This window comes from Microbacterium sp. ZW T5_45 (genome assembly GCF_044987415.1).
GTDB lineage: Bacteria > Actinomycetota > Actinomycetes > Actinomycetales > Microbacteriaceae > Microbacterium.
Map to the genome: position 1 here is coordinate 59,925 of NZ_JBJDRJ010000004.1, position 24,516 is coordinate 84,440.

Below are 24,516 nucleotides of genomic sequence, written 5' to 3' on the forward strand. Positions count from 1 at the left end.
CCGATGACCTCGACACCGATCTCCCGGAGCCTGGGGCTCTACCGAGTGCCCATCGTTCTCGTCGCGGTGCTCGCGAGCCTGCTGCTCATCGTGCCGTTCCTCATCCTCGTGGCCACGTCGTGGACCGCAGGCAGCTTCATCATGTTCCCGCCGGAGGGCTTCTCGCTGCAGTGGTACCAGGAGGTGCTCGCCGATCGCCGCTGGATGAGCGCGTTCTGGCTCTCGGTCTGGGAGAGCGCGGTGGCCACGACCATCGCGACCATCCTCGGCGTCGCCGGGGCCATCGGACTCACCCGGGTCCGGTCGCTCTCCGCGCAGCGGTGGATACGCACGCTGTTCATCGTGCCGATCGCCCTCCCGCCGATCGCCTACGCCGTCGGTCTCTACGGCGTGAACATGGACTTCGGCTTCCTGCGGGGGACGTTGTTCACGCTGGTCCTCGGGCACGCCCTCATCGCGATGCCCTACGTGTTCGTCCTCGTCTCCGGGGGACTCGCCAGGATCGACCCCGCTCTGCGGCCGGCCGCATGGACGCTGGGCGCGAAATGGCCGCTCATCCTCTGGAAGGTCGAGCTCCCCGCGCTCCTGCCCTACATCCTCTCCGGTGCCCTGTTCGCCTTCATCATCGTGTTCGACGAGGTCGTGCTCGCCGTCTTCCTGCTGCCTCCCGGTGTGCAGACGCTCCCGCTGAAGATGCTGAGCGCGGCATCCGAAGCCTTCTCGCCCGAACTCACCGCGGCATCCACCATGGTCTCCCTGCTCGCGATCGTCCTGCTCGCCGCCGTCCCCCTCCTCGCCTCGCGTCGCACCCGGCGCACCACCCGAACCGTCCGGCGACCCGTGCCCTCCGCGGCCCTCGCCCCGGAAGGAGCATCCGAATGACCACCGCACTCTCCATCTCCGACGTCCACGTCACGCTGGGCGCCAACCATGTGCTCAAGGGCGTCTCGCTCGACGTGCGCTCGGGCGAGTTCGTCACCCTGCTCGGAGCGAGCGGTAGCGGCAAGTCCACGCTGCTCAACGTCATCGCGGGCCTTCAGGCCGTCGACGCCGGACACGTCGCGTTCGACGGCGTGAATGTCGAGAAGCGTCCGCCGCAGAAGCGCAACGTCGGCGTGGTGTTCCAGTCGTACGCGCTCTTCCCGCACCTCACGATCGGCGAGAACGTGGCCTTCCCGCTGCTCGCCGCCCGGCGACCGGCCAAGGAGCGCAAGGTCGTCGCCGAGGAGATGCTCTCGCTCGTGCAGCTGCCGGGCATGGCCGATCGCGAGCCCTCGTCGCTGTCGGGAGGCCAGCGCCAGCGCGTCGCCCTGGCGCGGGCGCTCGCCGCGAACCCGGGTATCCTGCTGCTCGATGAGCCGATGGCCGCGCTCGACAAGCAGCTGCGCGAGCACATGCAGGTCGAGATCACGCGGATCCAGCGCAAGGTCGGGATCACCACGGTGTCCGTGACGCACGACCAGACCGAGGCGCTCACCATGTCCGACCGCGTCGCGATCATGCACGAGGGGCAGCTGGTGCAGGTGTCCAGCCCGGAGGAGCTGTACCGGCGCCCGGTGAACGCGTACGTGGCGAGCTTCCTCGGCGAGGCGAACCTGTTGCCGACGGCCGACGAGAGCCTGCTCGACGACGCGACGGGAGTCCTCGTCGACGGCACCGCGGTGCTCCGCCCAGAGGACATGAGCATCGTCGCGCCGCACGAGGCCGCGCCCGCATGGTCGATCGAGGGCACGATCCGGCTCGTCAGCTTCCAGGGGTCGCGCTACCGGCTCGAAGCCGTCACCGACTACGGACGCAAGGTCGTGGCCTCGCTCGCGCCGTCGACCGACATCTCGACGCTAGGGGTGGGGGAGCGCGTGCGCCTGGCGTGCCGCAACTCCGACCGCGTGCACGTGATCGAGCAGGTGGCCACGGCGGCGATCCCCGTCCCGGCCTGAGTCCGGTGGGGGATCACCGCTCGCCGTCAGTCGCGGTCGAGCAGTCGCGCCGGGGTGCCGACGAGGATCTCCTCGAGGCGCTCCGGCGCGACTCCCGCGCGTCGGAGCGCGGGGACTATGCGGCGCACGACGTGGCCGTAGCCCATTCCTCCGTGCCGGGTGAGCTGCCCCTTGGTCCACACCGAACACGAGAGCGTGACCGCGGCATCCGGGTGCTCGTCGAGGAACTCCGTCACGAACGAGAGTCGCTCGGCATCCGTCGCATCGCGGGCGCCGTCGGCGAAGTTGTGCTCGCTGCCGAAGGCGAACTCCACGACCGCTCCGGTCGCGGCGACCTCGGCGACATAGGCGGCGTCGAGCACCTTGTCCATGTTGCAGAACAGGATCTTCGCGGCGGGGAGCCCTTCGGCGACGAGCAGCCCCGCGATCTCCGGGCCCCGGCGCGCGGCGCCGTCGAGGCGGATGCTCACCGCCGCGCCCACCGCGGACGCCGCTCTCGCAGCGGCGCGCAGCGCGCGGTGCTCCGACTCGATCTCGACACCGCTCGTGCCCAGGAGTCCGAGGAGTCCCGCGCGATAGGACGTGCCAGGCACGGCCTCGGTGAGGGCGCGGGTGAACGCGGCCTCCATCTGGGCTTCGGTCTGCACGCGCCAGGCCTCGGGGAGCGTCTTGTCGATGTAGCTGCCGTACGCCGACACGATCTGCACACCGGAGCGGCGTGCGATGTCGGGCAGAGCGGCGTGGTGGGGTCCCATTCCGAAGGACGTCGCCTCGACGACCGAGCGGATGCCGTCGGCCGCGGCGGCCGCGAGCTCCGCCGCGGCACCCTCTGCGTCATCGAGGGCGAGGTTGTCGGCGAGCGACATCCAGCTCCAGCGCAGATCGCCCAGGATCTCGGGCCGGATGGGTCCCTCGAGCGTGCCGCCCTCCCGCGTCGGGCGCAGCAGTCCCCGAGAGTCGGTCAGCACATGCTCATTGGTGGAGGTCGCGCCCAGCGCGGACGCGGGGATCGGGCCGAGGACCGTCTCGATCATGGGGTTCCTTTCCTCTCCATGATTGTATCCGAAATAGTCTAAACTGGATCCGAAACGATCTTCTCGAGGAGCTCACATGATCATCGACGCGTACAACACGACCCAGGACGTCCGCGGGCGGTCGGACTATCTGACAGGAGCGCGCCCCGGTGAGGAGCCACCCGCGTACACGCCGTTCGACCCCGATCGCATCCTCACGAGGATGGATGCCGCAGGCGTCGACATGGCGATGATCTGCTCGCTCGCGCAGCGCATCGAGAACGACTTCATCATCGGGCTCCAGGACGCCTTTCCTGACCGCTTCATCGGCTTCGGCCAGGTGATGCCTCAGGCCGACGATGCCCTCGCCGAGATCGATCGCCTGGCGGCGGCCGGCATCCGCGGACTCAAGCTGCACCCGAGCATGCACGGGTACCACGTCGCCGATCACGGTCTTCTCGATCCTGTCTTCCGTCGCTGCGCCGATCACGGCATGGCCGTCATCATCAACGCCCTCGACGACGCCTTCTGCGCCCCGTTCGCGATCGAGGAGATCGTGAAGGACCACCCCGACGTCCCCACGATCATCGCGCACATGGGTGCCGTGTGGAACGTACCCGAGGCGATCATCGTCGCCGAGAGGCGGGAGAACGTCTATCTCGAGACGTCTGCGACGCTCATGTCCGATGTCAAGCGCGCCTACGCCCGTGTCGGCGCGGAGAAGATCCTCATGGGATCGGAATGGCCGGGTTCGGACTTTGACCTCGAGCGGATGAAGATCGCCAAGGCGATCCCGGACGACGCCGACCGTGCACTGGTGGAGGGTACGAATTTCGCCCGCATCCTGAGGCTGCCGGCCGCATGAGCGCGCGACCGCCGCTCGCGCGACCGCGGGAGATGTCGGATGAGGATGCCGAGCTGCTGGGTCGTGCGCAGGACCTGCTCCGTGAGCGGTACCTCGAGGGCCGGCACGAAGTGGCCGCCGCGTTCCGGCTGTCGGACGGCCGCATCGTGACCGGCATCCATGTCGACGGCTCGGCGAGGCGCAGCGCCGTCTGCGCCGAGGGCGTCGCCGCCGGCAATGCGATCGCCGCAGCCGCCGGCGCGCAGGTCGTGGCCGCCGTGAGCGTGCTGCGCCGGGCCACCGGCGAGGAGCACCTCATCGAACCGTGCGGCGTGTGCGCCGAGATGCTCTCGGACTACTGGCCGGACGCGCGCGTGTGGGTCACGGTCGGCGACGACTCCGTCGCGTCGACGTTCGCCGGGCTGCTGCCCGTGAAGCGTCGTCGCGCATGGTGACGAGCCTTCACGGCATGTGCTGGGTCAGGCGGCAGGGTCGCGGGGCTCGTCCGCGGTCCCGCGCTCGCGCGGCGACTCGTCGCGGGTGAACACGGTGACCACGATCAGGGCGATGACCTGGAGGCCGGCGACGATGAGGAACGCGGCGGTCGACGATGCGTAGGCGATCACGAACCCGCCGAGCAGCGCACCGCCGCCGTAGCCGATGCTCGTGAAGCTCGAGAACAGTCCGAGCCCGAGGGCCCGGTTACGGGTGCGCAGTCCCCGTGTCGCGAGCATCGTCAGCGAGGGATAGAGCGGGGAGAACCCGATGCCGATCAGCGCGGCTCCCAGGCTCGCCATCCAGAAATCGCGGGCGATCGCGAGCGTCGCGAGACCTGCGGCGAGGGCGGTGAGCGAGATCGCGGTGGCGCGCAGCGGGCCGATCCGGTCGGGGAGCGAGGCGAGCGCCAGGCGGGCGACGATCACGCTGACGGCGAAGACCGCATAGACCGAGGCAGCGCTTCCCGTGGATACACCGGCCGACACCAGGTGCAGCATGAGGAAGGCGATCATGATGCCCTCGCCGCACCAGGCCGCGGCGGCCACGACGCCCGGGGTCCATACCGCGCGGAAGGCGCGCCACAGGTTTCTCGCCGCGCCGACGGGCAGCGTGACGGTTCCGGTCGCCGTCGACACGGACGGCGTCGATCGAGGGCGGGGGAGCGCGGCGATCGTCAGCGCGGTCGTCAGTTCGAGCGCGGCGCAGGCGAGGAACACGGCGGCGGGCCCGCCGACGAACTCGACGGCGGTACCGAGCTGCGGCCCCAGGGCGAGCCCGATCCACACGCTCAGCCCGAAGTAGCTGAGGGCGCGCCCGCGCTGCTCCGGCGGGGTGATCGCGATGAGCCACGCCATGATCACCGCCATCGCCGCGGCGTTGCCGAGACCGAACAGCACACGGCTGAGGCTCGCGCCCCAGAGCGTCGGAAGCAAGGCCATGAGGAGCATCCCGGCGACGGCGACTGCGCCGCCGGTCACGGCGACGACCCGGTAGCCGTGGCGATCGGCGAGGGCACCAGCGACCGGCATCGCCATCATCGACGCCCCGGCGGCGATCGCGACGATGATGCCCGCGAGCGAGGTGTCGCCTCCGAGCACGTCCTCGACGTACCCGGGGATGATCGGGGTGCTTGCCGAGTTGGTGATGCCACCCAGGGTCGAGGCGGTGAAGATGAGCCAGAACGGCAGGGTGCGGAGGATATCGCGGGGTGGACTCTGCTCGGATGAGCTCACGCCCGTGGCTCCGGCTCGCACTCGAGGCTCAGCCAGAGCTCGAAGGAGTTGTTGCGCGACAGGGTGGTCGCGCCGATCGACGCCCTTCCCATGCTCCCCGCCTCGTCCCCGAAGACGTCGAGGAACAGGTCGCTCGCACCGTTCGAGACCTCGTGGAGCAGCTCGAACCCCGGCGGGCAGACCACGAAGCACAGCGCACGCGAGAGCGTCTTGACGTTGTCGAGCGACCCGATCGCGTAGCGGATCATGCCGAGGGTGTGTATCGCGGTCAGACGCGCGGCCTGATAGCCCTCCTCGACCGTGACATCGACGCCCACGATGCCGGGGTGCAGGCGCTCGCCCGCACGGTTCTCTGGGGTGAGTCCGCTGAGTTCGAGCAGATCGCCGATCCGATGGAAGGGCTTCATCGGACCGTAGCGGCGACCGTAGGGAGGGTTCGCGTAGTCCGGGATCTGCAGTCCGAGTTCGCGGACGCGGTCCTCTGCTCCGATCATTGTCCATCCGATCTGTATCCGATATTGACTAGAATGGATCCATTCTAGTCATCGGAAGAAGGAGTCGTCATGGAGTGGAGTGCAGAGGCCAGGGTGAGGGAGATGGGGCTCGTGATCCCCGACTACGCGAATCCGCCCTACGGTGAGCGCTACGCGACCATGAAGGCGTTCCATCATCTGGGGCGGACGCTCACCATCAGCGGTATCACGCCGGAGGATCGTCGGGGGGTCAAAGTGCACCCGGGCCGCGTCGGTGACACGGTCACCCTGGAACAGGGCTACGAGGCGGCGCGTTACGCCGCGATCAACGTGCTCGGGCTGATCCGCTTCGCGGTGGGGTCGCTCGATGAGGTCGCGGCGTTCATCCGCACGCTGACCTTCGTCGTCGTGACACCCGAGTTCACGGATGTCAATCTCGTCACCAACGGCGCGGCCGACCTCTTCGTCGAGGTGTTCGGCGACCGGATCGGACGTTCGACCTCCGCCGGCATCGGGGTCTCGAGCCTCTCGGGCGGCAACGTCTTCGAGATGGTCACCACGGTGCAGACCCGCACCCCGGCGGCGGAGGAGGTCTGGGGATGAGGATCGACACCCACATGCACATCTACGCCGACCCCGCGCGCGGACTGTACGAGATCGAGAACTTCCCGATCGTGGAGTACGGCGAGATGGCCGAGGTCCCGCTCGCCGGCGTCGGCGGATCGCTCGACGACGCGCTCACCGCGCTGGACGATGCCGGATTCGACCACGCCGCCGTGCTCGGCAGCTACGAGGTCCCCGGCTACCCCGACCTGCCGGCCGGGCTCGACCACTGGCCCGCTGAGCCCGTGCACGGCGAGCTCCGAGACGAGCTGATCGCATACAACCGCTGGGTGTGCGACCTCGCGGATGCGAGCCCCAAGCTGCTGCCGTTCATCAGTGCCAACCCCGCGGTGATGACCTCGGACGAGTCGAGGGCGCACCTCGCCGAGGCGTTCGCCGACTGGGGCGCCCGCGGGGTGAAGCTGCATCCGATCGGCATCAGGGCATTTCCGCACGATCCCGGCCTGGACGGCGTCTACGACGCCTGCATCGACGCGGACGTGCCCATCGTGTTCCACAGCGGCCCCGACACCCGCGGACGAGGATTCTCCGAGCCCGGCGTCTTCGCCCCGCTGGCCTCAGCTCGCCCCGACCTGAGACTCGTGCTGGCCCACCTCGGAGGAGGGTCGTGGCGTGACACCCTCGCCGTCGCCGACGCGCACCCGCAGGTGATGTTCGACCTGTCCGAGATCGTCATCTGGACCGGCGCCACCCGGGGGCCGAGCACGCAGGAGGTCGCGGACCTGATCCGTGCGATCGGCGTCGAGCGGGTCGTCACCGGTTCCGACTTCCCCTGGTACTCGCCGGCGGTGACCGCCGAGCGGGTCGAGGCGCTGCCGGGATTCTCGGACGCCGAGCGGGCTCTGCTGCTGGGTGACAACGCCGCGCGCCTGCTGAAGCTGGCCTGACGGCATGATCGAGACCGTCCTGGGCCCGATCCCCGCGGATCTGCTCGGCGCCACGAGCATGCACGACCACGTGCTCGCCGATTCCTCCTCGCTGCAGCATCCGGGGGCGCCGTCCGCGCCCGATCTCGACAGGATCGATGTGAAGTCGCTCGGCTATCTGCGGTGGAACGCCCTCGCCTCGGCCGACAACCTGCGTCTCGACGATGAGGACACCGCCGTCGCCGAGCTCCTCGCCGCGGGGCGCAGCGGACTGCGTGCGATCGTCGATTGCTCGTCGTGGGGGCTCGGGCCACAGCATGCGGCGTATCCGCGGCTCTCCCGCGACTCCGGTGTGACGATCGTCAGTGCCTACGGCGCGTACATCCCGCGCACCGTGCCGGGATGGATCGCGCAGCTGACCGAGGCCGAGCTCGAGGAGCACCTGTTCACCGCCCTCACGGTCGCGATCCCCGGCACGTCGTTCCGTGCGGGGATGCTCGGGATCATGGGCACCACTGGCGACTTCGCGCCGCGCGAGCGCGTTCAGCTCCGCGCGGCGGCTCGTGCGGCGTCGCGGGCGGGCGCGAGCGTCTCGGTGCGGCTGGACCCGGAGTCGAGGAACGGGCTCGAGGTCCTCGACCTCATCGCGCGCGCAGGGCTGGCGCTCGATCGCGTCGTGCTGACCAACGCCGACGAGTATCCGGATGCCGCCTACTGGGCGGACCTCGTCGCCGCGGGCGCGGTGCTCGAGATGTGCTTCGGCACGGAGCAGGTGCACGACGGGCGGATGGACAACCCCTCCGACCGCGAGCGTCTCGCCTTCTTCGCGGGTGCTGCGGAGCGGCATCCGGACGCCCGCCTCGTGCTGGGGGAGTCGGTCTGGACGAAGATGCAGCTGCGCGCGTTCGGGGGATACGGCTTCGGCTACCTGCTCGAGAGGATCGTGCCGGAGCTGTTGCGCCGCAGCCTGGACGCCGCGCGTCTCGAGCGGATGCTCGTGGACGAGCCGCGTCGCCTGCTCGATCGCTGAGGCGGCGCGGCTCGTCGGGGCGGGCGGGGACCCGGGGTCAGCGCCGCGGTGCCGCTTCGAGGCTGAGGAGCAGTTCGAAGCAGTTGTCGCGAGAGAGGCTGGAGACGCCGAACGTCGCTCGTCCCGCGGTCCCGATCTCCTCGCCGAACACGTCCACGAACACCTCGGAGGCGGCCTGTGCCACCTCGTAGATCCACCCCGAGGAGGGCGGACTCAGCACGTAGCAGAGCGCGCGTGAGAGTCCGGCGACCTCATCGAGAGAGCCGAGCGCGAACCGGATCATGCCGAGCGCGTTGATCGCGGTGAAGCGCGCGGCCTCCCTGGCCTGCTCGATCGTGATGTCCACACCGACGACGCCCGGGTGCACCTGATCGCCGCTGCGGGTCTCGGGGGTGATCCCGCTGAACTCCACGAAGTCGCCGATGCGGTGGAAGGCCTTGACCCGGCCGTAACGGCCTCCGTAGGGCGGGTTCGCGTAATCCGGGATCTCGAGGCCGAGCTCGCGTGCGCGTGCGTCGGCGCCCATCAGGCGGCCAGGGGGAGCAGCAGGGCGGGAGCGGGGGCCGCCTCCCTGCCTTCGAACGGCACGGGCTGGCAGACGAGGTAGTAGTCCCCGGCCTCGGCGTGCGCGAGGTTCGCGTTCTCGAGGATCACGACGCCGGCGTTGCAGAGGATCACGTGGGTGGGCCACTCGACGGTGTGGTCGGGCGCCTCCATCGTCATGTAGTCGTTGGCCGCGAAGACGACGCCGTGGTCGACGAGCCACTGCGCACCGCTCGGACCGAGCCCGACCCAGGTGGGGCTCTTCTCGTTGCGGGTGAGGGCGTCTGTCGAGTTGCGTGTCTTGAACAGCACCCTGGTCGCGCCCTCGGCTCCGGCGGCGATCAGATCCTCTGCGGTGATCTCCTTCTCGACATGGCGCAGGTCCAGCACTCTCGCCGGGCCCACGGTGTGCGCGAGCGGGATGAGGTCGACGGTCGTGCCGCCCTTCACGAAGTGGCTGGGGGCGTCGACGTGCGTGCCGGTGTGCGATCCGATCAGCCAGCGGGAGACCTCGCTCGGGTTGGTGTCGGTGATCTCCTCGACCATCTCGTACGTGGGGCGGCGGCCCCAGTGCAGCATCTCGGGGTTGACGGGGATGCTGAGGTCGATGGGTTCGGTCATGGGTGAGGCCCTCTCTTCTCGGGGGAGCAGATCAACGGTAGACGACGTAGAACTTGCGGACGGGCTCGACTACGGTCCAGACACCCGTCCATCCGAGCGGGAAGAACGCCGCGGTTCCCGCGGTGAGCTCGACGGCGTCCTCGCCGTCGCGCTGCACGGTCATGCGGCCCTCGAGGATGTGGACGATCTCGCCACGGGCGAGGAACTCCCAGCGCGAGACGCCGGGGTCGCTCTCCCAGACACCGGAGATGATCGTGCGGTCCTTGTCGGTGAACTCCACCGCCCCGCGCACCAGCACCTCGCCGTCGAGGGGCTCCGCGCTGGGCGGCGCCAGGGGCTTCTCCTCCAGGCGGTCGCGGGAGACATCGGCGGGGCGGATCGTGTGGGTCATGCTCGCCACTGTACTGAATAGGATCCGTTTTCTCTAGAATTGGATCCATAATCGTGTGAACGGAAGTTCACACGAACGTCTCACGACCGAAATCACCCGGAGCGGGTCCGCGAGCACAATCGGTATCTATCAATCGACAGAAACACCTGGCGCACCACCCGTCTCAGGAGAAACCATGATCATCCTCGGAGTAGCGATCACCGTCATCGCCGTTCTCGCCGTCGGCATCTACGTCGCGCGCAAGATCGACGGCGACAGTGCCAATTACCTCGTCGCCGGCCGTCGCCTCGGCGTGCCGCTCGTCGCCGTCTCGTTGACGGCAGCCGCGGTCGACTCGAACGCCACGGTCGGCAACACCGACCTGACCTCGCAGTTCGGATTCTGGTCGGGGGCATCGCTCGCCCTGGGGCTGGCGATCTGCCTGCTGATCGCCGGACTGTTCCTCGCCCGGCCGATGAACCGGATGAAGCTGTTCACCCTCGCCGACTTCTTCCGCGTCCGCTACGGGCGCCCGACCGAGGTCGTCTCGTCCGCCCTCATGATCCTCGCCTTCACCGTGCTGCTCGCGGGCAACCTCGTCGCCTGCGGCTACCTCCTGCAGCGCTTCGCGAACATCCCCTACGCCTGGGGCGTCATCCTCTCGGTCGCACTCGTCCTCGCCTACACGATCGCCGGAGGCCTCTTCTCGGACGCCTACACCGCGGTCATCCAGACCGTGATCACGGTCGTCGCCGCGATCGCGCTTCTGACCTGGGTGGCGATCAGCTACGGCATCGTCATCCCCGAGGGGATGGGCCCGTTCGATCTCGAGCAGCTCACCGACCCCGCCATGGGGGCGCCGATCAACTGGGCGACCCTGGTCGCGCTCGGCATCGGCGATCTCGTCGCGATCGACTTCATGCAGCGCATCTTCGGCGCACGCACTCCCGAGATCGCGCGGCGCGCATGCTTCATCGGAGCCGCGGGGACCGCGGCCATCGGCACGATCTTCGCGCTCATCGCGCTTACCGCCACCGCGGTGCTCGGTATCTCCGCGGAGGACGGGCCGGTGCTGTTCACGCTGCTCGACGACTACGCGCCGCCCCTGATCGCGGTCCTCGTGCTCTCGGGAGTCGTCGCGGCCTCGTTCTCGACGGCATCCGGCGCGATCCTCGCGACCTCGGCCATCGCGGTGCGCAACCTCGTGACCATCCGGCGCTCGCGCTCGGGAGGTGCGGATCCGCTGCTGCGTTGGACCCGCCTGGCGATGCTGCCGATCGTCGCGCTCGGATCTTTCCTCGCGATCCAGGTGAGCCAGACCGGCATCCTCCTCACGCTCGCCTTCGACCTCATGCTCGCCTGCCTCGCCGCGCCCTTCCTCTTCGGCATCTTCTGGAAGCGGCCCGGCGCCGTCGCCGCGCTGATCGCGGTCGCGGTCGGCTTCACGGTGCGCATGACCTACCTCGTGCTCACCCCCACGATCTACGGGGTTCCCAACGACATCCTCTACATCCCGAACACCCTGATCGGCGCCGACTTCGACGGCTGGGCGACCCTGGTCTCCGGCGCCGTCGGCTTCGGGACGTACATCGTGGTCGCGCTCGTCTCCCCGCGCCGTGCGCAGGAGCTGGCCGACACGGAAGCCGTCACGGCCGAGCTCGAGCGCGAGCAGGAGGGGGCCTTCGAGCCCGTGCCCGCCTGATGCCCGTGGATGTGACCCCAGGGAAACACCCCGGAAACCTCCGGCTGGTCAGAAAACTGTCAATCGATAGAAAGGAGTCGGCGATGAGTGGTCGCATCGATGAGCTCGGCAGCGTGGAGCGGGCGCGGGCGGACGCCAGGGGCAGGGCGACGGAGTCGGAATGGATGCCGTACCTGCCGGCGTCGTCGGCGCCCTTCGCCCCCGCGGACGTGGACCCGGCCGATCTGCTGTGGGCCGAGACCGTCGCGCCGGGCGGGTACACCCACCTACGGGTCGCCCGCGGCACGCGCATCCGTCTCGGAGACCCCAGCGGCGACGCGTGCGCCCACGTGCTGCTCTTCCACGCGGATGCGCCGGGGGAGCGGCTCAACGTCGCCGACACCCAGAAGATCCCGTGGCAGGCCTACCTCGGCACCGGGCATCCGCTGCTCTCCGGTGACGGACGGGTCCTCGCCACCATCGTCGACGACACGTCGGGGCACCATGACGCGTTCTGCGGCACGACCAGCGACGCCTGGAACATCGAGAAATACGGTGACGCGCACCCGGAGGGGCCGTCCCCCTCCGGCCACGGTCTGCTGCGTCTCGCGGGGAGCAAGCACGGGCTCACCGCGCGCGATCTGCCCCCGGCGGTGACGTTCTTCCAGGGCGTGCGCATCGACAGCGACGGAACGACGAGGTGGACGGGTTCCGCAGGGCCGGGCACGAGCGTCGACCTCATCGCCGAACTGCCGCTGGTCATCCTCATCGCGGACGTCCCGCACGCCGTCGATCCGCGCGAGGACTACGTCGTCGGCCCGTTGCGCGTGCTCGCGTGGCGGGCCCATCCGACCGGACCCGCGGATGCCGTCTACTCCGCATCGCCCGAGCGCGAACGCGCCTACCTCAACACGATCGCCTACGCAGAGCTCGCCGGGCTCTGAGCCGCAAGGAGACGCACCCATGATCACCACCGTTCCCGATCGTCCTGTCCACGCCCCCGATGCGAGTCTGGACTGGTCCGAGCCGCTCGTCGCCGGACCCGTCGTCCTCGATGAGCGTGTCGAGCCCCGCGCGGCGTGGTCGGCGCACATCGCCGCCGGAGACGTCCTCACAATCGTCGACGTCGGCGGAAACCAGTCGGCGGACTTCCTCGTGTACGCCGCAGACGACACCGATGAGCGCTACAGCGCCGCCGACACCATCGCCTGGCAGCGCAACGCCTACGTCGACACCGGCACGGTGCTGCGCAGCAATCGAGGCGGCGCCCTGATGACGGTCGTCGGCAACGAGATCGATCGTCACGACACCATCGGCGGAGCATGCAGCAAGGAGTCCAACACCCTGCGGTACGGGCACCACACCCTGCACCAGCACGGCTGCCGGGAGAACTTCCTCGCCGAGGCCGCCCGCTACGGTCTGAGTGCCCGCGACCTCGTGTCGAATCTGAACTGGTTCATGAACGTGCCCGTCGAGGCCGACGGTGCGCTGGGCATCGTCGACGGGATGTCCGCCCCCGGCAAGCGTGTGGCGGTGCGCGCGGAGCGCGACGTCCTGGTGATCGTCTCGAACTGCCCCCAGATGAACAACCCGTGCAACGACTTCAGCTGCACGCCCCTGCGCATGATCGTGACGAGCGCATGAGCGCCCTCGACACGCTGCTCGTCGCGAATCGCGGTGAGATCGCGCGCCGCATCCTCCGCTCAGCGCGCGAGCGGGACCTCCGTACGATCGCGGTGTTCTCCGACGCCGATCGCGCCGCTCCGCACGTGCGCGAGGCCGACGTCGCCGTACGGCTGGGACCCGCGCCAGCGGCGGAGTCGTACCTCCGCCTCGATGCGGTGCTGCGGGCGGCGACCGACAACGGCGCGGACGCCGTGCACCCCGGCTACGGCTTCCTTGCCGAGAACTCCGCCGCCGCCCGCGCCTTCCAGGACGCGGGGGTCGCATGGGTGGGGCCAACGCCGGAGCAGCTCGATGCGTTCGGGCTCAAGCACACCGCGAGGTCGCTGGCCGAGGCCGCCGGCGTGCCGCTTCTTCCCGGAACCGGTGTGCTGTCGTCCCGGGACGAGGCCGTCGCGGCCGCCGACCGCATCGGCTACCCGGTGATGCTCAAGGCCACAGGGGGCGGCGGCGGGATCGGCATGAGCGTGTGCATGGACGCCGATGCGGTCGCCGCGGCGTTCGACACGGTGACCAGACAGGCGGCCGTCAGCTTCGGCTCGGCTGGCGTCTTCCTGGAGAAGTTCGTCCGCCCTGCTCGGCACGTCGAGGTCCAGCTCTTCGGCGACGGCGAGGGCCGCGTCGCCGTGCTCGGCGACCGGGACTGCTCGCTGCAGCGGCGCAATCAGAAGGTCGTAGAGGAGGCGCCGGCTCCGCGGCTCCCCGATGCGGTGCGGGAGACCCTGCATTCGACCGCGGCGGCGCTCGCGGCCGGTATCCGCTATCGCTCCGCCGGCACGGCCGAGTTCGTCTACGATCCGGTGGCGGAGCGGGCGTACTTCCTCGAGGTCAATGCGCGTCTGCAGGTCGAGCACCCCGTCACCGAGGCCGTGTTCGGCATCGATCTCGTCGGGCTCATGCTCGACCTCGCCGCCGGCGGGCCGTCCGCCCTCCCGTCGTCGCTGTTCGATGCGCATCCCGCGCCATCGGGTCATGCGATCGAGGCGCGCGTGTACGCCGAGGACCCTGATCGCGGCAACGCCCCGTCGACGGGACTCGTCACGGGTGTCCGCCTGCCCGAGGGCGAGGGCATCCGCGTCGACGGCTGGATCGAGCCGGGGGCGGAGATCACGTCCTATTACGACCCGCTGCTCGCCAAGGTCATCGTCCACGCGCCCACGCGTGACGATGCTCTCGACGGCCTGCGTTCCGCGCTCGCGGACACCCGTATCGACGGCATCGTCACCGGCGCCGGGATGATCCGGGAGGTCCTCGACACCGAGCCGGTCCGTTCCGCGACGCACCACACCGGCACCCTCGACGGCGTGGGCGACCCGGACCCGCGCGTGGAGATCGTGGAGCCGGGAATGCTCACCACCGTTCAGGACCTCCCCGGCCGGCTCGGGTACTGGCAGGTCGGCGTTCCGCCGTCCGGCCCGATGGACGCGGTGTCGTTCCGTGAGTCGAACCTCGCCATCGGCAACCCCGATGGGGCTCCCGCGCTGGAGATCACGCTCACCGGGCCGACCCTGCGCTTCACCGTCGACACGGTGGTGTGCCTCACCGGTGCCCCGATCGACGCGGATCTCGACGGGGTCAGGGTGGAACCGTGGATGCCCGTGCCGGTCGCCGCCGGGTCGACTCTGCGTCTCGGCGCGACCGCAGGACCCGGCATCCGCTCCTACCTTGCCGTCCGTGGCGGGATCGACGTGCCCGAGTACCTCGGCAGTGCGTCGACGTTCACCCTCGGCGGGTTCGGCGGACACGGAGGGCGGGCACTGGTCGCCGGCGACGTGCTCCGCGTGGGGACCACCGCGACCGGGCCCCTCGGAGGGCCGACCCCCGTCGATCGGCGTCCGGCGATCGTCTCCTCCTGGAGCATCGGGGTCACGGAGGGGCCGCATGCGGCCCCGGAGTTCTTCACCCGCGCCGACATCGACGAGCTCTATGCGGCGGAGTACACCGTCCAGGTGAACTCCGCGCGCACCGGTGTGCGCCTGAGCGGCCCGCAGCCCGCCTGGGCGCGCACGGACGGCGGCGAGGCGGGGCTGCACCCCTCGAACATCCACGACACCCCGTACGCCGTCGGTGCTCTCGACTTCACCGGAGACACCCCGATCATCCTCGGCCCCGACGGACCGAGCCTTGGCGGCTTCGTCTGCCCCGCGGTCGTCGCGAGCGGGGAGCTGTGGAAGATCGGCCAGCTGCGTCCGGGAGACACCCTCCGGTTCGTGCCGGTGCGCGAGGCCGATGCCGCAGCCCTCGACGAGTCCCGATCGCTCTCGGCGATCCCGCTCATCGGAGGTGACGGCGACGACGGCATCCTCGCCCGGCGCGAGGCCGAGGGCGACGTACGACCCAGCGTCACCTATCGTCGCGACGGCGACGACAATCTGCTCGTGGAGTTCGGCGAACAGCAGCTGGATCTCGGACTCCGCATGCGGGTGCATGCGCTGCAGGCGGCCCTCGCCGAGCAGCAGCCCCGCGCGGTGCTCGACGTCACCCCCGGCATCCGCTCGCTGCAGATCCACACCGACGCGGGGGCGCTGCGCGCCTCGCAGCTCGTCGGTCTGATCCAGGAGCTCGATGACGCACTGCCGCCGACCCGTGAGCTCGTCGTGCCCTCGCGCGAGGTGCATCTGCCGCTGTCGTGGGACGATCCCGCCACGCGGCTCGCGATCGAGCGGTACATGGCCGGTGTCCGCGACGACGCGCCATGGACGCCGTGGAACATCGAGTTCATCCGCCGGATCAATGGGCTGGACTCCGTCGACGACGTGCTGCGGACCGTGTTCGACGCGCAGTACCTCGTGCTCGGACTGGGCGACGTGTACCTCGGGGCGCCGGTGGCGACACCGCTGGATCCGCGGCACCGCCTGGTGACGACCAAGTACAACCCGGCGCGCACCTGGACGGCCGAGAACTCCGTCGGCATCGGCGGCGCCTACCTGTGCATCTACGGGATGGAAGGTCCCGGCGGCTACCAGTTCGTGGGGCGCACGGTGCAGATCTGGAACAGGTTCCGCCGCGGCGGACTCTTCCGTGAGCAGCCGTGGGCCCTGCGGTTCTTCGACCGGATCCGCTGGTATCCGGTCTCGGCCGAGGAACTGCTCGAGCTCCGTGCCGAGACCGACGCCGGACGGGGCGATTTCCGCACAGTCGACGGAACGTTCGCGCTCGCCGAGCATGAACGGTTCCTCACCGAGAACGCGGCCTCGATCGACGCGTTCCGTGTGACGCAGCAGCGCGCCTTCGCCGAGGAGCGCGAGCGCTGGCGGCTCTCGGGTGAGTTCGACCGGCCGAACGAATCGGATGCCGTCTCGCCACCCGCCGGTGCCGAGACGGCGGTGCCCGAGGGGTGCGTGGCCGTGCGTGCGCCGTTCGCGGCTGCGGTGTGGCAGGTCGCGCTCTCCCCGGGAGAGAAGGTCGCGAAGGGGGAACGGATGATCGTGTTGGAGGCGATGAAGATGGAGACGGCAGTGGGAGCGACGACGGACGGGGTGACGAGGGAGATCCTCGTGCGGCCGGGTGAGCGGGTCGAGGCCGGGCAGCTGCTCGCGATCGTGGAGACGCACCGATGAGCGCGGTCGAGCGGTTGGCGGCCGCCTACGCGCGGAATGCGACGGTCGATCGGCCGGAGGCGTGGATCTCGTTGCGGTCCGAGTCGGATGCTCTCGCGGAGGCTGCCGAGATCGATCGTCGGGTCGCAGCGGGGGAGCGCCTCCCGCTCGCCGGCCGGGTGGTCGCGGTCAAGGACAACATCGACGTCGCGGGCTTCGAGACGACAGCGGGCAGCCGGGCCTTCGCGTACGTCCCGGCGGAGGATGCTCCGTCGGTGGCGCGGCTCCGCGCGGCCGGGGCGATCGTCCTCGGCAAGACCAACCTCGACCAGTTCGCCACGGGGCTGGTGGGCACGCGCAGTCCGTTCGGCGCGGTGCGCGGCGCATGGGATCCCTCGCGGATCTCGGGAGGATCGAGCTCGGGGTCCGCCGTGCTCACGGCGCTCGGTGTCGTCGATCTCGCGCTCGGCACCGATACCGCGGGATCGGGGCGGGTCCCCGCCGCGTTGAACGGAATCGTCGGGGTGAAGCCGACGGTGGGACTCATCCCCACCACCGGAGTGGTGCCGGCGTGCCGCACGATCGACTGCGTGACGGTGTTCGCGCGAGACCTGCGGCTCGCCCGAGAAGCCGCCGAGCTGATGGCGGGGCCCGACGGCGTCGACCCGATCGCCCGGGAGGACGTCCCGCTCGCCCCGCTTCCGGCGCGCCCGGTGGTGGCCGTGCCGACGGCCGAGCACCTCGAGGGGCTCGCCGAGGGGTGGGCTGAGGCGTTCGCCGGCGTCGTCGAGGGTCTGCGCGCCTCCGGGGTCGAGACCGTCGAGGTCGACATCGCGCCGTTGCTCGAGGCCGCATCGCTGCTCTACGGCGGGGCGTTCGTCGCCGAACGGACCGCCGCGGTCGGGGATTTCATCGACCAGCATCGGGAGCTCATCGGCTCGGATCTGGACCCGACCGTCGCCGGGATCGTGCTCTCGGGCGCCGAGGCGAAGGCCTCCGACTACTTCCGCGACCGCGAGAGGCTGGAACGGCTGGGACTCGAGGGGATCGGGCGCCTCGCCGGCACGGCGGCCCTGCTGACGCCGACCACGACGTGGCACCCGACCCTCGACGAGGTCGCCGCCGACCCGCTCGGGGCGAACTCGCGGATGGGCCGGTACACGAACTTCGCCAATCTGCTCGACCGGAGTGCGATCGCCGTGCCCGCCGGTGTCGTGAACGGTCGCCCGTTCGGCGTCATGTTCACGGGACCCGCGTTCGCCGACCGGACGCTCGCGCAGCTCGCCGAGCTCGTGATGGCCCCGCCCGTCGATGTCCTCGTGGTGGGTGCGCACCTTCGCGGCCAGCCGCTGAACCACCAGCTGGTCGCTGCGGGCGGCAGCTTCCTCGCCGAGGTGGAGACGTCCGAGGACTACTGCCTGTATGCGCTGGCGACGACCCCGCCGAAGCCGGGCCTCGTCCGAACGGCCGGGGGCGGTGCCGCGATCGCCGGCGAGGTGTGGCGGCTTCCCGCGGCCGGGTTCGGGCGATTCGTCGATGCGCTCCCCGAGCCGATGGGCATCGGCACCGCACGGTTGAGCGACGGCACCAGCGTGGCTGGTTTCCTGTGCGAGGCGGTCGCCCTCGACGGGGCGGAGGACATCACGGAGTTCGGCGGATGGCGCGCGTACCTCTCGTCGCGGAGCTGACTCGTGGCAGGATCGCTGGCATGAGCAGAGCGGTCGTCGGGCGCCCCAGGGCGCGGGAGCGTGTGGATGACGGTCGAAGCCCGAGGGAGCAGATCCTCGATGCCGCCGCGGAGCTGTTCGCGAGCCGCGGCTTCGCGGCGACCTCGACGCGCGACATCGCCGAGCGCGCCGGTATCCGTCAGGCGAGCCTGTACTACCACGTCGCGGGCAAGCCCCAGCTGCTGCTCGAGCTGCTCGACGCCTCGGTGCGGCCGACGCTCGACGGGCTCGACGAGCTGCTCGCGGGGGAGGACCCGGTGATCGCGCTGCACGCCCTTGCCGTCCGTGACGTGCGGACGCTGCTCGAGGCGCCGCACAACCTCGCCGTGCTCTACCTGACGCCGGAGCTCGACGGCCCGGAGTTCGCCGGGATCCGCGAGGCAAGAGAGCGGCTGAGGGCGGCCTACGTGCAGCTCGCGGCACGGATCGGGGGAGTGGAGGATGCCGAGTTCCGCGGCTCCGCGTGCCTGCAGCTCGTGGAGATGGCGATCGAGCTCCGCCAACGCGACGCCGTTCCCGACGGTGCGGGGTGCCGGATCGCCGAGGCCTGCCTGCGGGTCGCCGGCGCGTCGGCATCCGATATCGACCGGGTCGCCGGGTGAGCATCCGCACCGTCGTCCGGGATCGAGCGGTGCTCGCACCGCTCGATGTGGCTGGTCGTCCGCGCCGCGTCGTGCCCTTCGTCGTCGGCTACGAGCCGATCCCCGAGGGGGTGTCGGTCGATGGCGGCAGCAGGTTCCGATTCCTGCTGGAACCCGTCACGGCCGCCGCCATCGTCTTCGACGAGGGATGGATGCTGGTCGACGGTGGGTTCGATCCGCGGCGGATCCGTGACCGCGACCTGCGCCTCGCCACCTTCGACTACGAGAACTACCTTCCGATCGTGCCCCCGGGGGATCCGCTCGTCGACCAGATCGACGAGGCGGGGCTGGCGATGCACGACCTCGCCGCCGCCGTCCTCACCCACGCGCACTTCGACCACACGGGGGCCGCGCGTCTGCTCGCGCCCGATCAGCCGCTCATCATGCAGCGCACGGAGTGGGAGCACGTCACGACGCTCGCCGACCCGCGCGCGGCATTCCTCCTGTTCGACGATCTGAATCGTGCGGGGCTGACGATCGCTCTCGTCGACGGCGATGCCGAGCTCGCACCGGGGGTGCGCGTGATCGACACCTCTGGGCACACTCCCGGACACCAGTCCGTCGTCGTCGAGGTGCCCGACCGGACGATCGTGTTCGCAGGCGATGCCGCCGACCTGCGCCACAACATCGAACACGGCGTCCGATGCGGCTCGACCGTCGGGCCCCACGGCACCGAGGCTGCGGACGCGGCCATCGACCGGCTGCACGCTCTCGACGCCGACCCTCTGGTCGAGGTGTGGCCCGCGCACGATCCCGAGTGGGGTCCGTGGCGTGCGGTGATCGACGCCCGCTGACCCTGAGGTACCGTCCGAGATCCCTTGCACGGCATAGCGATCCGCAGCGGTCACGGTCAACCACCTGGTCCATCGGTTGCTCCGGCGACATGATGTCCACGTCGGAGAGATTCCAGGGAAGGACGTGGCCATGAAGGCAACGGTGGAGGGCGACGGCGTCCGCCTGTCGCGGATCTCCCCGGACGACGCGGGCGAGGTGCTCACCGTGCAGCGCGCCGCGTTCGTCTCGGAGGCGCTGATCTACGGGTCGCCGGACATGGCGCCGCTCACCCAGACCCTCGACGAGCTGCGTGCCGAGCTGGTGACGGCCGACGGCTGGGTCGCACGTGTCGACGGTCGGCTCGTCGGAGCGATCCGCGCCAGGGAGAGCGAGGGGCTGCTGCTCATCGGCCGCATCGCGATCGCGCCGGACATGCAGGGCGAGGGCATCGGCCGGATGCTGCTCGAGGCGACGGAGCAGTCGTCGTCGGCGACGGAGGCCGAGCTGTTCACCGGCAGCCTCAGCGAGGCGAACGTGCGCCTCTACGAGTCGTGCGGCTATCGCCTCACCGAGCGGGTCGATCAGGGCGACGGCACCGAGCAGCTCTTCCTGCGCAAGCGGCTGCGGGAGACCGGGTGACGACCTGCAACACGGCGTCACAGGGAAATACCTCGCCATCCTCCCGGGTTGACCCCACCATGACTCGCATCGGAACAAGTGACCTCGACATCTTCCCGCTCTCGCTCGGCGGGAACGTCTTCGGATGGACGGCCGACCGGGATGCCTCCTTCGCCGTTCTCGACGCTTTCGCCGAGGGCGGCGGCGACTTCATCGACACCGCCGACGCCTACAGCGCCTGGGTCCCCGGCAACTCCGGCGGCGAGAGCGAGACGATCATCGGCGAGTGGCTCGCCGCGCGTAAGCCCGAGGGTGTGGTCGTCGCCACCAAGGTGAGCCAGCACCCCGACTTCGCGGGCCTCGCCGCGGCGAACGTCCGTCGCGCCGCCGAGGCCTCGCTCGGACGCCTCGGCGTCGACGCCATCGATCTCTACTACGCGCACTTCGACGACGAGTCCGTGCCGCTGGAGGAGACCGTCGGCGCGTTCGGCGAGCTCGTCGCTGATGGCCTCGTCCGTCACGTCGCGGTGTCGAACTACACCGCCGAGCGCATCCGCGGATGGATCGGGATCGCCGACCGCCTCGGTGTCGCCCGCCCCGTCGCGGTGCAGCCGCACTACAACCTCGTTCACCGCAACACGGTCGAGGAGACGATCATCCCTGTGGCCCAGGAGTTCGACCTCGGCCTCGTGCCGTACTACTCGCTCGCGAGTGGCTTCCTCACCGGCAAGTACCGCACGACGGATGCCTCGGGTCAGAGCTCGCCGCGTGCCCAGGGCGCCGCGAAGTACGCCACCGAGCAGGGCCTGCGCGTGATCGACGCCCTCCAGGAGATCGGCGACGCGCACGGCGCATCGATCGCCGCGACCTCGCTGGCCTGGCTGCGGGCGCAGCCGACCGTGGTCGCCCCGATCGCGAGCGCACGCACCGTCGAGCAGGTGCCCGACCTTCTCGCCGGCGCCCGTCTCGAGCTCACCGCCGACGAAGTCGCACACCTCAGCAGCATCTCGGAGTGGACCCCGGCGAACGCCTGACGATCTCTCCGGACGATCACCGACGCCGGCCCCACAGCCCCGGTCGCTTCGGCGGCTGGGCGTGGGGCCGGGCCTCGTTCACGAGCCGGGCGAGCTCCGGGTCGGGGTGACCGTCGAAGCGGGTGATGATCTCGGTCCACGCGCCCACGGCCTCGTGCGGTCGCCCGACCTCTTCGCCCAGGATCACGGCGCTGTTCTTGAGCGATTTGGCGACTCGGCGCTGATCCGTCAACACCGGAGACGTCGACAGCCGGGCGATCACCCCGCCGTACGCGCGGAGCGCGTCCTCCGGAGCTGTCCCGTCGTCGAGGAGGACCGCCAGGTTCCATGCCGCCTGGGAGTCGAGCTCCCGCATCGCGGCATCCGTCCGTCCGACGGCGATCGTCGAGACCTGCGCGAACGCATGCAAGGCGGATGCGCGGTCGGCCAGACGGTTCGTCGCGATGCCGAAGTGCAGCCAGGCCTGTGCGAGCAGTTCGGAGCCCACCTCGCCGTCGTGGATGCCGGCCTCGATGCTGCGCCGGGCGACGTCCGCGGCCTGTGCGTACGCACCGTCCGCGACGAGGTCGAAGGTCCGCCCGCGGAGTGCCGCGAGACCCACCAACCGGGTCTTCGGGTCCTCCGACGGGTGGGTCAGATCGAACACCCGCTCGTACAGGCGAGCGCTCTGCTCGCGCTCCCCGCGAGCGGATGCGGCGTCGGCGTCGTCGGCCATCCGTCGCGCGACGCTGTAGATCTCGTCGCGCTCGGTGTAGTCGCCGCGGCGCAGACACAGTGCGTCCCGGTTGTGCGCGGCGGTGTCGCGGACGAAATCGGGGACGCCCTGGTCTGCGAGCTGCACGGCTCGATCGGCGTCCGCCGCCGCACGCGCCTCATCCCCGCTCTCGGCGAGAGCGCGCGTGCGCGAATTGAGCGCCATGACCACGAGCGTGCGCACATCGGGATCGTCCGTCGACGGGAAACGTTGCAGGATGCTGCTCGCCCGCTCGATCGTCGTGGGCTCATCGGCCTCGGCCCAGGACCTCGCAAGAGCGAGCCCTGCCATCCGGGCGACCTCGTCGGAGTCGACACCGCCGAGCTCGTCCCACATCACGAGAGCCGCGAGCTCCCCCTCCTGCGGACGGTGGACGAGGAGCATTTCGATCAGCGACAGCCGCGCGAGCGCGACGCCCTCGCGTTCACGCTCCGTCTCGGGCATGGCACCGGCGACGACGATCCTCAGCTCATCGATCGCAGGCTCGACAGCGCCGATCTCCACGCCGAGGCGGGCGGCCTGCACGCGAGCCGAGATCTCGAGCTCGGGGGAGGCCGGATCCATGGCGGCCGTCTCCGCCAGCTCGAGGAATGCGCTGCGTGCGGCCGCGGCCTGTCCATGGTCGCGGAGCATCGACGCGAGTTGTCCTGTGAGGTGGCGCTGCGCGCTGACCGAGAGTCCCGGCCACTCCCGTGTCGCCTGCAGCACGGCGATGCCGACGCCCGGCTCGGTCATGGCGAACGTGCCGTTGTGGATGCGGTGGACCATTGTCGCCCGATCATCGGCGGCAGCCGTCGCGAAGCGCATCTGCGCCCAGGACTGATAGGCGGGAACCGCCTGCGTGGCGTCGTCGACCTCGAGCACCCGACGCCAGAGGCGGTTGCCGAGGGTCGTCGCGGCAGGGGAACGATCGTCCGACACCTCCGACAGCAACGCACGGTGGATCGGCAGCGGGTCTGTTCCCGCGAGGTGCGTATCCGCCTCCGCCGCCCAGTACCGGCCCCACAGCCGATCCAGCTCTCGCGCGTGCGGAGAGGACGTGATCTGTGCCGCGACCCCTGCGAGATCGTCGTAGCGATCCAGCGTGTGCGCCCACCGGCCCAGCGCGAGGAGGACCCTGACGGCATCCGCCGGGTCGGCCCCAGGAAGCAGCGCCTTCAGATCGTCGATGCCGTGCACGATGCTGACGATGTCGTCCGGGTCGACCGACCCCTCGATCTCGGCCATGCGCTCGTCGATGTTCATCGTGACCCCCGTCCAGAGCGTCGGCTCCCGACATGTCAGCGTACTGGCAGGATCGAGATCGACCACAGACAGGAGGCGGCCGATGACGTCGGAGCAGGATGCGGTGGCCGCGCGCAGGATCGTGGACGTGCGTTTCGAGGAGACGCGCGTCGTGCTCGAGCTTCAGGACGGTCGCCGTCTCGCCGCGCCGCTGAGCTGGGCGAGTCGTGCGGCCGCTCTGCCGAAGGCCGAGAGAGAGGCCTGGGTCCTCGTCGCGGACGGCCTCGGGGTGAACTGGCCCGCGGCCGGACAGACCTCGGCGGCCGGTGCGCTCGAGGTATGGGTCCTCGAGCAGGACGCCCTGTACGAACGAGCGCTCGCCGCGGCGAAGGACGCCGAGTGGCACGCGGATGCGCTGACTTCCGCTGATCGCGAGCTCCTCGCCCTCTGGCGCCTGGACGCTGACGTGAACAACGGGGGGTTCCTGCAGTTCCTCGGCAATTGGGGCGTGGCCGAGGTGGGTCATGCCCTCCGCGCGTTGGAGGCGATCGGCGCACTCCGCTCCCACGCCCTGGTGACCGACGCCTGGAACCTCGTGCGCCCCCTCGCCGAGAGCGATGACGTGAACAGCATCGACGATCTGATCCGCGCGCTCGGAGATGACGGCCGATCGCGCCTCGACGAGATCGACGAGGCGTACTGGGACGACCCCGACGGGATGCCGCGACTAGTGACGCTGCACTACGGCCCGGCCCCGTCGGCACCGGTGTGAGCGCCGCGCTGCTCGGAG

24 protein-coding genes are annotated in these 24,516 nt (G+C 70.2%); 17 read left to right on the forward strand and 7 right to left on the reverse strand.

Annotated features, from left to right (window positions below):
- The first annotated feature begins 3 nt into the window (after positions 1 to 3).
- Both ACI3KS_RS02895 and ACI3KS_RS02900 read left to right on the forward strand, forming a co-directional pair.
- Positions 4 to 882 carry an ABC transporter permease gene (locus ACI3KS_RS02895; RefSeq protein ID WP_404915018.1) on the forward strand — a complete coding sequence of 293 codons (879 nt, stop codon included), beginning with the start codon at positions 4 to 6 and terminating at the stop codon, positions 880 to 882.
- Positions 879 to 1,937, forward strand: a complete 1,059-nt coding sequence (locus ACI3KS_RS02900; protein WP_404915020.1) for an ABC transporter ATP-binding protein — start codon at positions 879 to 881, stop codon at positions 1,935 to 1,937. Before ACI3KS_RS02895 ends, ACI3KS_RS02900 begins: the two co-directional genes overlap by 4 nt.
- Before the next feature lie 26 nt (positions 1,938 to 1,963).
- Here the strand turns inward: ACI3KS_RS02900 and ACI3KS_RS02905 are convergent, their stop codons facing one another.
- Positions 1,964 to 2,971 (reverse strand): hypothetical protein, encoded by a 1,008-nt coding sequence (locus ACI3KS_RS02905; protein ID WP_404915022.1) that lies wholly within the window; start codon positions 2,969 to 2,971, stop codon positions 1,964 to 1,966.
- 76 nt (positions 2,972 to 3,047) lie between these two features.
- Here ACI3KS_RS02905 and ACI3KS_RS02910 point away from each other — a divergent pair, with 76 nt between their 5' ends.
- A complete protein-coding gene (locus tag ACI3KS_RS02910; protein WP_404915024.1) occupies positions 3,048 to 3,815 on the forward strand; it encodes an amidohydrolase family protein in 768 nt (255 codons plus the stop codon).
- Entirely contained in the window at positions 3,812 to 4,249 is a 438-nt protein-coding gene (locus tag ACI3KS_RS02915) for a hypothetical protein (protein WP_404915026.1), read from the forward strand. The genes ACI3KS_RS02910 and ACI3KS_RS02915 overlap by 4 nt, the downstream gene beginning before the upstream one ends.
- Before the next feature lie 24 nt (positions 4,250 to 4,273).
- On the opposite strand, the gene ACI3KS_RS02920 is transcribed toward ACI3KS_RS02915, so the two are convergent.
- Positions 4,274 to 5,524 (reverse strand): MFS transporter, encoded by a 1,251-nt coding sequence (locus ACI3KS_RS02920; RefSeq protein WP_404915028.1) that lies wholly within the window; start codon positions 5,522 to 5,524, stop codon positions 4,274 to 4,276.
- Complete coding sequence (locus ACI3KS_RS02925) at positions 5,521 to 6,018, reverse strand: RidA family protein (RefSeq protein ID WP_404915030.1); 498 nt, start codon at positions 6,016 to 6,018, stop codon at positions 5,521 to 5,523. Before ACI3KS_RS02925 ends, ACI3KS_RS02920 begins: the two co-directional genes overlap by 4 nt.
- A gap of 69 nt (positions 6,019 to 6,087) precedes the next feature.
- On the opposite strand from ACI3KS_RS02925, the gene ACI3KS_RS02930 reads away from it, so the two are divergent.
- Genes ACI3KS_RS02930 through ACI3KS_RS02940 form a run of 3 tightly spaced genes read left to right on the forward strand, consistent with a single transcriptional unit; the run spans position 6,088 to position 8,517 of the window.
- Positions 6,088 to 6,600 (forward strand): RidA family protein, encoded by a 513-nt coding sequence (locus tag ACI3KS_RS02930; RefSeq protein WP_404915032.1) that lies wholly within the window; start codon positions 6,088 to 6,090, stop codon positions 6,598 to 6,600.
- Positions 6,597 to 7,508 carry an amidohydrolase family protein gene (locus ACI3KS_RS02935; RefSeq protein ID WP_404915034.1) on the forward strand — a complete coding sequence of 304 codons (912 nt, stop codon included), beginning with the start codon at positions 6,597 to 6,599 and terminating at the stop codon, positions 7,506 to 7,508. The genes ACI3KS_RS02930 and ACI3KS_RS02935 overlap by 4 nt, the downstream gene beginning before the upstream one ends.
- A 4-nt stretch (positions 7,509 to 7,512) precedes the next feature.
- Positions 7,513 to 8,517, forward strand: coding sequence for a hypothetical protein (locus tag ACI3KS_RS02940; RefSeq protein ID WP_404915036.1), 1,005 nt, complete (start codon positions 7,513 to 7,515; stop codon positions 8,515 to 8,517).
- A 37-nt stretch (positions 8,518 to 8,554) separates the two neighbouring features.
- Here the strand turns inward: ACI3KS_RS02940 and ACI3KS_RS02945 are convergent, their stop codons facing one another.
- From ACI3KS_RS02945 to ACI3KS_RS02955, 3 genes are read right to left on the reverse strand one after another with little or no spacing between them, the layout of a single operon-like run.
- Positions 8,555 to 9,043 carry a RidA family protein gene (locus ACI3KS_RS02945; RefSeq protein ID WP_404915038.1) on the reverse strand — a complete coding sequence of 163 codons (489 nt, stop codon included), beginning with the start codon at positions 9,041 to 9,043 and terminating at the stop codon, positions 8,555 to 8,557.
- The gene (locus ACI3KS_RS02950; RefSeq protein WP_404915040.1) at positions 9,043 to 9,681 is read right to left on the reverse strand and encodes a cyclase family protein; all 639 of its coding nucleotides are present in this window, start codon (positions 9,679 to 9,681) and stop codon (positions 9,043 to 9,045) included. Before ACI3KS_RS02950 ends, ACI3KS_RS02945 begins: the two co-directional genes overlap by 1 nt.
- Before the next feature lie 31 nt (positions 9,682 to 9,712).
- Positions 9,713 to 10,072 (reverse strand): cupin domain-containing protein, encoded by a 360-nt coding sequence (locus tag ACI3KS_RS02955; protein ID WP_404915042.1) that lies wholly within the window; start codon positions 10,070 to 10,072, stop codon positions 9,713 to 9,715.
- Positions 10,073 to 10,247: 175 nt separating this feature from the next.
- Between ACI3KS_RS02955 and ACI3KS_RS02960 the strand changes: the two genes are divergently transcribed.
- From ACI3KS_RS02960 to ACI3KS_RS03000, 9 genes are all read left to right on the forward strand, one after another.
- Positions 10,248 to 11,753 carry a sodium:solute symporter family protein gene (locus ACI3KS_RS02960; protein ID WP_404915044.1) on the forward strand — a complete coding sequence of 502 codons (1,506 nt, stop codon included), beginning with the start codon at positions 10,248 to 10,250 and terminating at the stop codon, positions 11,751 to 11,753.
- A gap of 83 nt (positions 11,754 to 11,836) precedes the next feature.
- Positions 11,837 to 12,676 carry an urea amidolyase associated protein UAAP1 gene (locus ACI3KS_RS02965; RefSeq protein WP_404915046.1) on the forward strand — a complete coding sequence of 280 codons (840 nt, stop codon included), beginning with the start codon at positions 11,837 to 11,839 and terminating at the stop codon, positions 12,674 to 12,676.
- Between the two features lie 19 nt (positions 12,677 to 12,695).
- Complete coding sequence (locus ACI3KS_RS02970; RefSeq protein WP_404915048.1) at positions 12,696 to 13,376, forward strand: urea amidolyase associated protein UAAP2; 681 nt, start codon at positions 12,696 to 12,698, stop codon at positions 13,374 to 13,376.
- Complete coding sequence (gene uca, locus ACI3KS_RS02975; protein WP_404915050.1) at positions 13,373 to 16,975, forward strand: urea carboxylase; 3,603 nt, start codon at positions 13,373 to 13,375, stop codon at positions 16,973 to 16,975. The genes ACI3KS_RS02970 and uca overlap by 4 nt, the downstream gene beginning before the upstream one ends.
- Positions 16,972 to 18,642 (forward strand): allophanate hydrolase, encoded by a 1,671-nt coding sequence (locus ACI3KS_RS02980; protein WP_404915052.1) that lies wholly within the window; start codon positions 16,972 to 16,974, stop codon positions 18,640 to 18,642. The genes uca and ACI3KS_RS02980 overlap by 4 nt, the downstream gene beginning before the upstream one ends.
- A gap of 20 nt (positions 18,643 to 18,662) precedes the next feature.
- Positions 18,663 to 19,283, forward strand: coding sequence for a TetR/AcrR family transcriptional regulator (locus ACI3KS_RS02985; protein WP_404915054.1), 621 nt, complete (start codon positions 18,663 to 18,665; stop codon positions 19,281 to 19,283).
- The gene (locus ACI3KS_RS02990; RefSeq protein WP_404915056.1) at positions 19,280 to 20,116 is read left to right on the forward strand and encodes an N-acyl homoserine lactonase family protein; all 837 of its coding nucleotides are present in this window, start codon (positions 19,280 to 19,282) and stop codon (positions 20,114 to 20,116) included. Before ACI3KS_RS02985 ends, ACI3KS_RS02990 begins: the two co-directional genes overlap by 4 nt.
- Before the next feature lie 130 nt (positions 20,117 to 20,246).
- Positions 20,247 to 20,735 (forward strand): GNAT family N-acetyltransferase, encoded by a 489-nt coding sequence (locus tag ACI3KS_RS02995; protein WP_404915058.1) that lies wholly within the window; start codon positions 20,247 to 20,249, stop codon positions 20,733 to 20,735.
- 59 nt (positions 20,736 to 20,794) lie between these two features.
- Positions 20,795 to 21,748 (forward strand): aldo/keto reductase, encoded by a 954-nt coding sequence (locus ACI3KS_RS03000; protein ID WP_404915060.1) that lies wholly within the window; start codon positions 20,795 to 20,797, stop codon positions 21,746 to 21,748.
- 16 nt (positions 21,749 to 21,764) lie between these two features.
- Here ACI3KS_RS03000 and ACI3KS_RS03005 read toward each other — a convergent pair whose 3' ends face one another.
- On the reverse strand, positions 21,765 to 23,747 hold the full coding sequence (locus ACI3KS_RS03005) for a hypothetical protein (RefSeq protein ID WP_404915062.1): 1,983 nt from the start codon (positions 23,745 to 23,747) through the stop codon (positions 21,765 to 21,767).
- Positions 23,748 to 23,829: 82 nt separating this feature from the next.
- On the opposite strand from ACI3KS_RS03005, the gene ACI3KS_RS03010 reads away from it, so the two are divergent.
- On the forward strand, positions 23,830 to 24,498 hold the full coding sequence (locus ACI3KS_RS03010; protein ID WP_404915064.1) for a DUF4375 domain-containing protein: 669 nt from the start codon (positions 23,830 to 23,832) through the stop codon (positions 24,496 to 24,498).
- Positions 24,499 to 24,516: the final 18 nt, after the last annotated feature.

What these genes read in the sequence shown, in the direction of transcription:
- ACI3KS_RS03005 (WP_404915062.1), bottom strand. Translation starts at nt 23,747, where the DNA reads ATGAACATCGACGAGCGCATGGCCGAGATCGAGGGGTCGGTCGACCCG.
- ACI3KS_RS02900 (WP_404915020.1), top strand. Translation starts at nt 879, where the DNA reads ATGACCACCGCACTCTCCATCTCCGACGTCCACGTCACGCTGGGCGCC.
- ACI3KS_RS02910 (WP_404915024.1), top strand. Translation starts at nt 3,048, where the DNA reads ATGATCATCGACGCGTACAACACGACCCAGGACGTCCGCGGGCGGTCG.
- ACI3KS_RS02895 (WP_404915018.1), top strand. Translation starts at nt 4, where the DNA reads ATGACCTCGACACCGATCTCCCGGAGCCTGGGGCTCTACCGAGTGCCC.
- ACI3KS_RS02960 (WP_404915044.1), top strand. Translation starts at nt 10,248, where the DNA reads ATGATCATCCTCGGAGTAGCGATCACCGTCATCGCCGTTCTCGCCGTC.
- ACI3KS_RS02980 (WP_404915052.1), top strand. Translation starts at nt 16,972, where the DNA reads ATGAGCGCGGTCGAGCGGTTGGCGGCCGCCTACGCGCGGAATGCGACG.
- ACI3KS_RS02945 (WP_404915038.1), bottom strand. Translation starts at nt 9,043, where the DNA reads ATGGGCGCCGACGCACGCGCACGCGAGCTCGGCCTCGAGATCCCGGAT.
- ACI3KS_RS02905 (WP_404915022.1), bottom strand. Translation starts at nt 2,971, where the DNA reads ATGATCGAGACGGTCCTCGGCCCGATCCCCGCGTCCGCGCTGGGCGCG.
- ACI3KS_RS03000 (WP_404915060.1), top strand. Translation starts at nt 20,795, where the DNA reads ATGACTCGCATCGGAACAAGTGACCTCGACATCTTCCCGCTCTCGCTC.
- ACI3KS_RS02915 (WP_404915026.1), top strand. Translation starts at nt 3,812, where the DNA reads ATGAGCGCGCGACCGCCGCTCGCGCGACCGCGGGAGATGTCGGATGAG.
- ACI3KS_RS03010 (WP_404915064.1), top strand. Translation starts at nt 23,830, where the DNA reads ATGACGTCGGAGCAGGATGCGGTGGCCGCGCGCAGGATCGTGGACGTG.
- ACI3KS_RS02950 (WP_404915040.1), bottom strand. Translation starts at nt 9,681, where the DNA reads ATGACCGAACCCATCGACCTCAGCATCCCCGTCAACCCCGAGATGCTG.
- ACI3KS_RS02970 (WP_404915048.1), top strand. Translation starts at nt 12,696, where the DNA reads ATGATCACCACCGTTCCCGATCGTCCTGTCCACGCCCCCGATGCGAGT.
- ACI3KS_RS02930 (WP_404915032.1), top strand. Translation starts at nt 6,088, where the DNA reads ATGGAGTGGAGTGCAGAGGCCAGGGTGAGGGAGATGGGGCTCGTGATC.
- ACI3KS_RS02940 (WP_404915036.1), top strand. Translation starts at nt 7,513, where the DNA reads ATGATCGAGACCGTCCTGGGCCCGATCCCCGCGGATCTGCTCGGCGCC.
- ACI3KS_RS02935 (WP_404915034.1), top strand. Translation starts at nt 6,597, where the DNA reads ATGAGGATCGACACCCACATGCACATCTACGCCGACCCCGCGCGCGGA.
- ACI3KS_RS02995 (WP_404915058.1), top strand. Translation starts at nt 20,247, where the DNA reads ATGAAGGCAACGGTGGAGGGCGACGGCGTCCGCCTGTCGCGGATCTCC.
- ACI3KS_RS02925 (WP_404915030.1), bottom strand. Translation starts at nt 6,018, where the DNA reads ATGATCGGAGCAGAGGACCGCGTCCGCGAACTCGGACTGCAGATCCCG.
- ACI3KS_RS02965 (WP_404915046.1), top strand. Translation starts at nt 11,837, where the DNA reads ATGAGTGGTCGCATCGATGAGCTCGGCAGCGTGGAGCGGGCGCGGGCG.
- ACI3KS_RS02985 (WP_404915054.1), top strand. Translation starts at nt 18,663, where the DNA reads ATGAGCAGAGCGGTCGTCGGGCGCCCCAGGGCGCGGGAGCGTGTGGAT.
- uca (WP_404915050.1), top strand. Translation starts at nt 13,373, where the DNA reads ATGAGCGCCCTCGACACGCTGCTCGTCGCGAATCGCGGTGAGATCGCG.
- ACI3KS_RS02955 (WP_404915042.1), bottom strand. Translation starts at nt 10,072, where the DNA reads ATGACCCACACGATCCGCCCCGCCGATGTCTCCCGCGACCGCCTGGAG.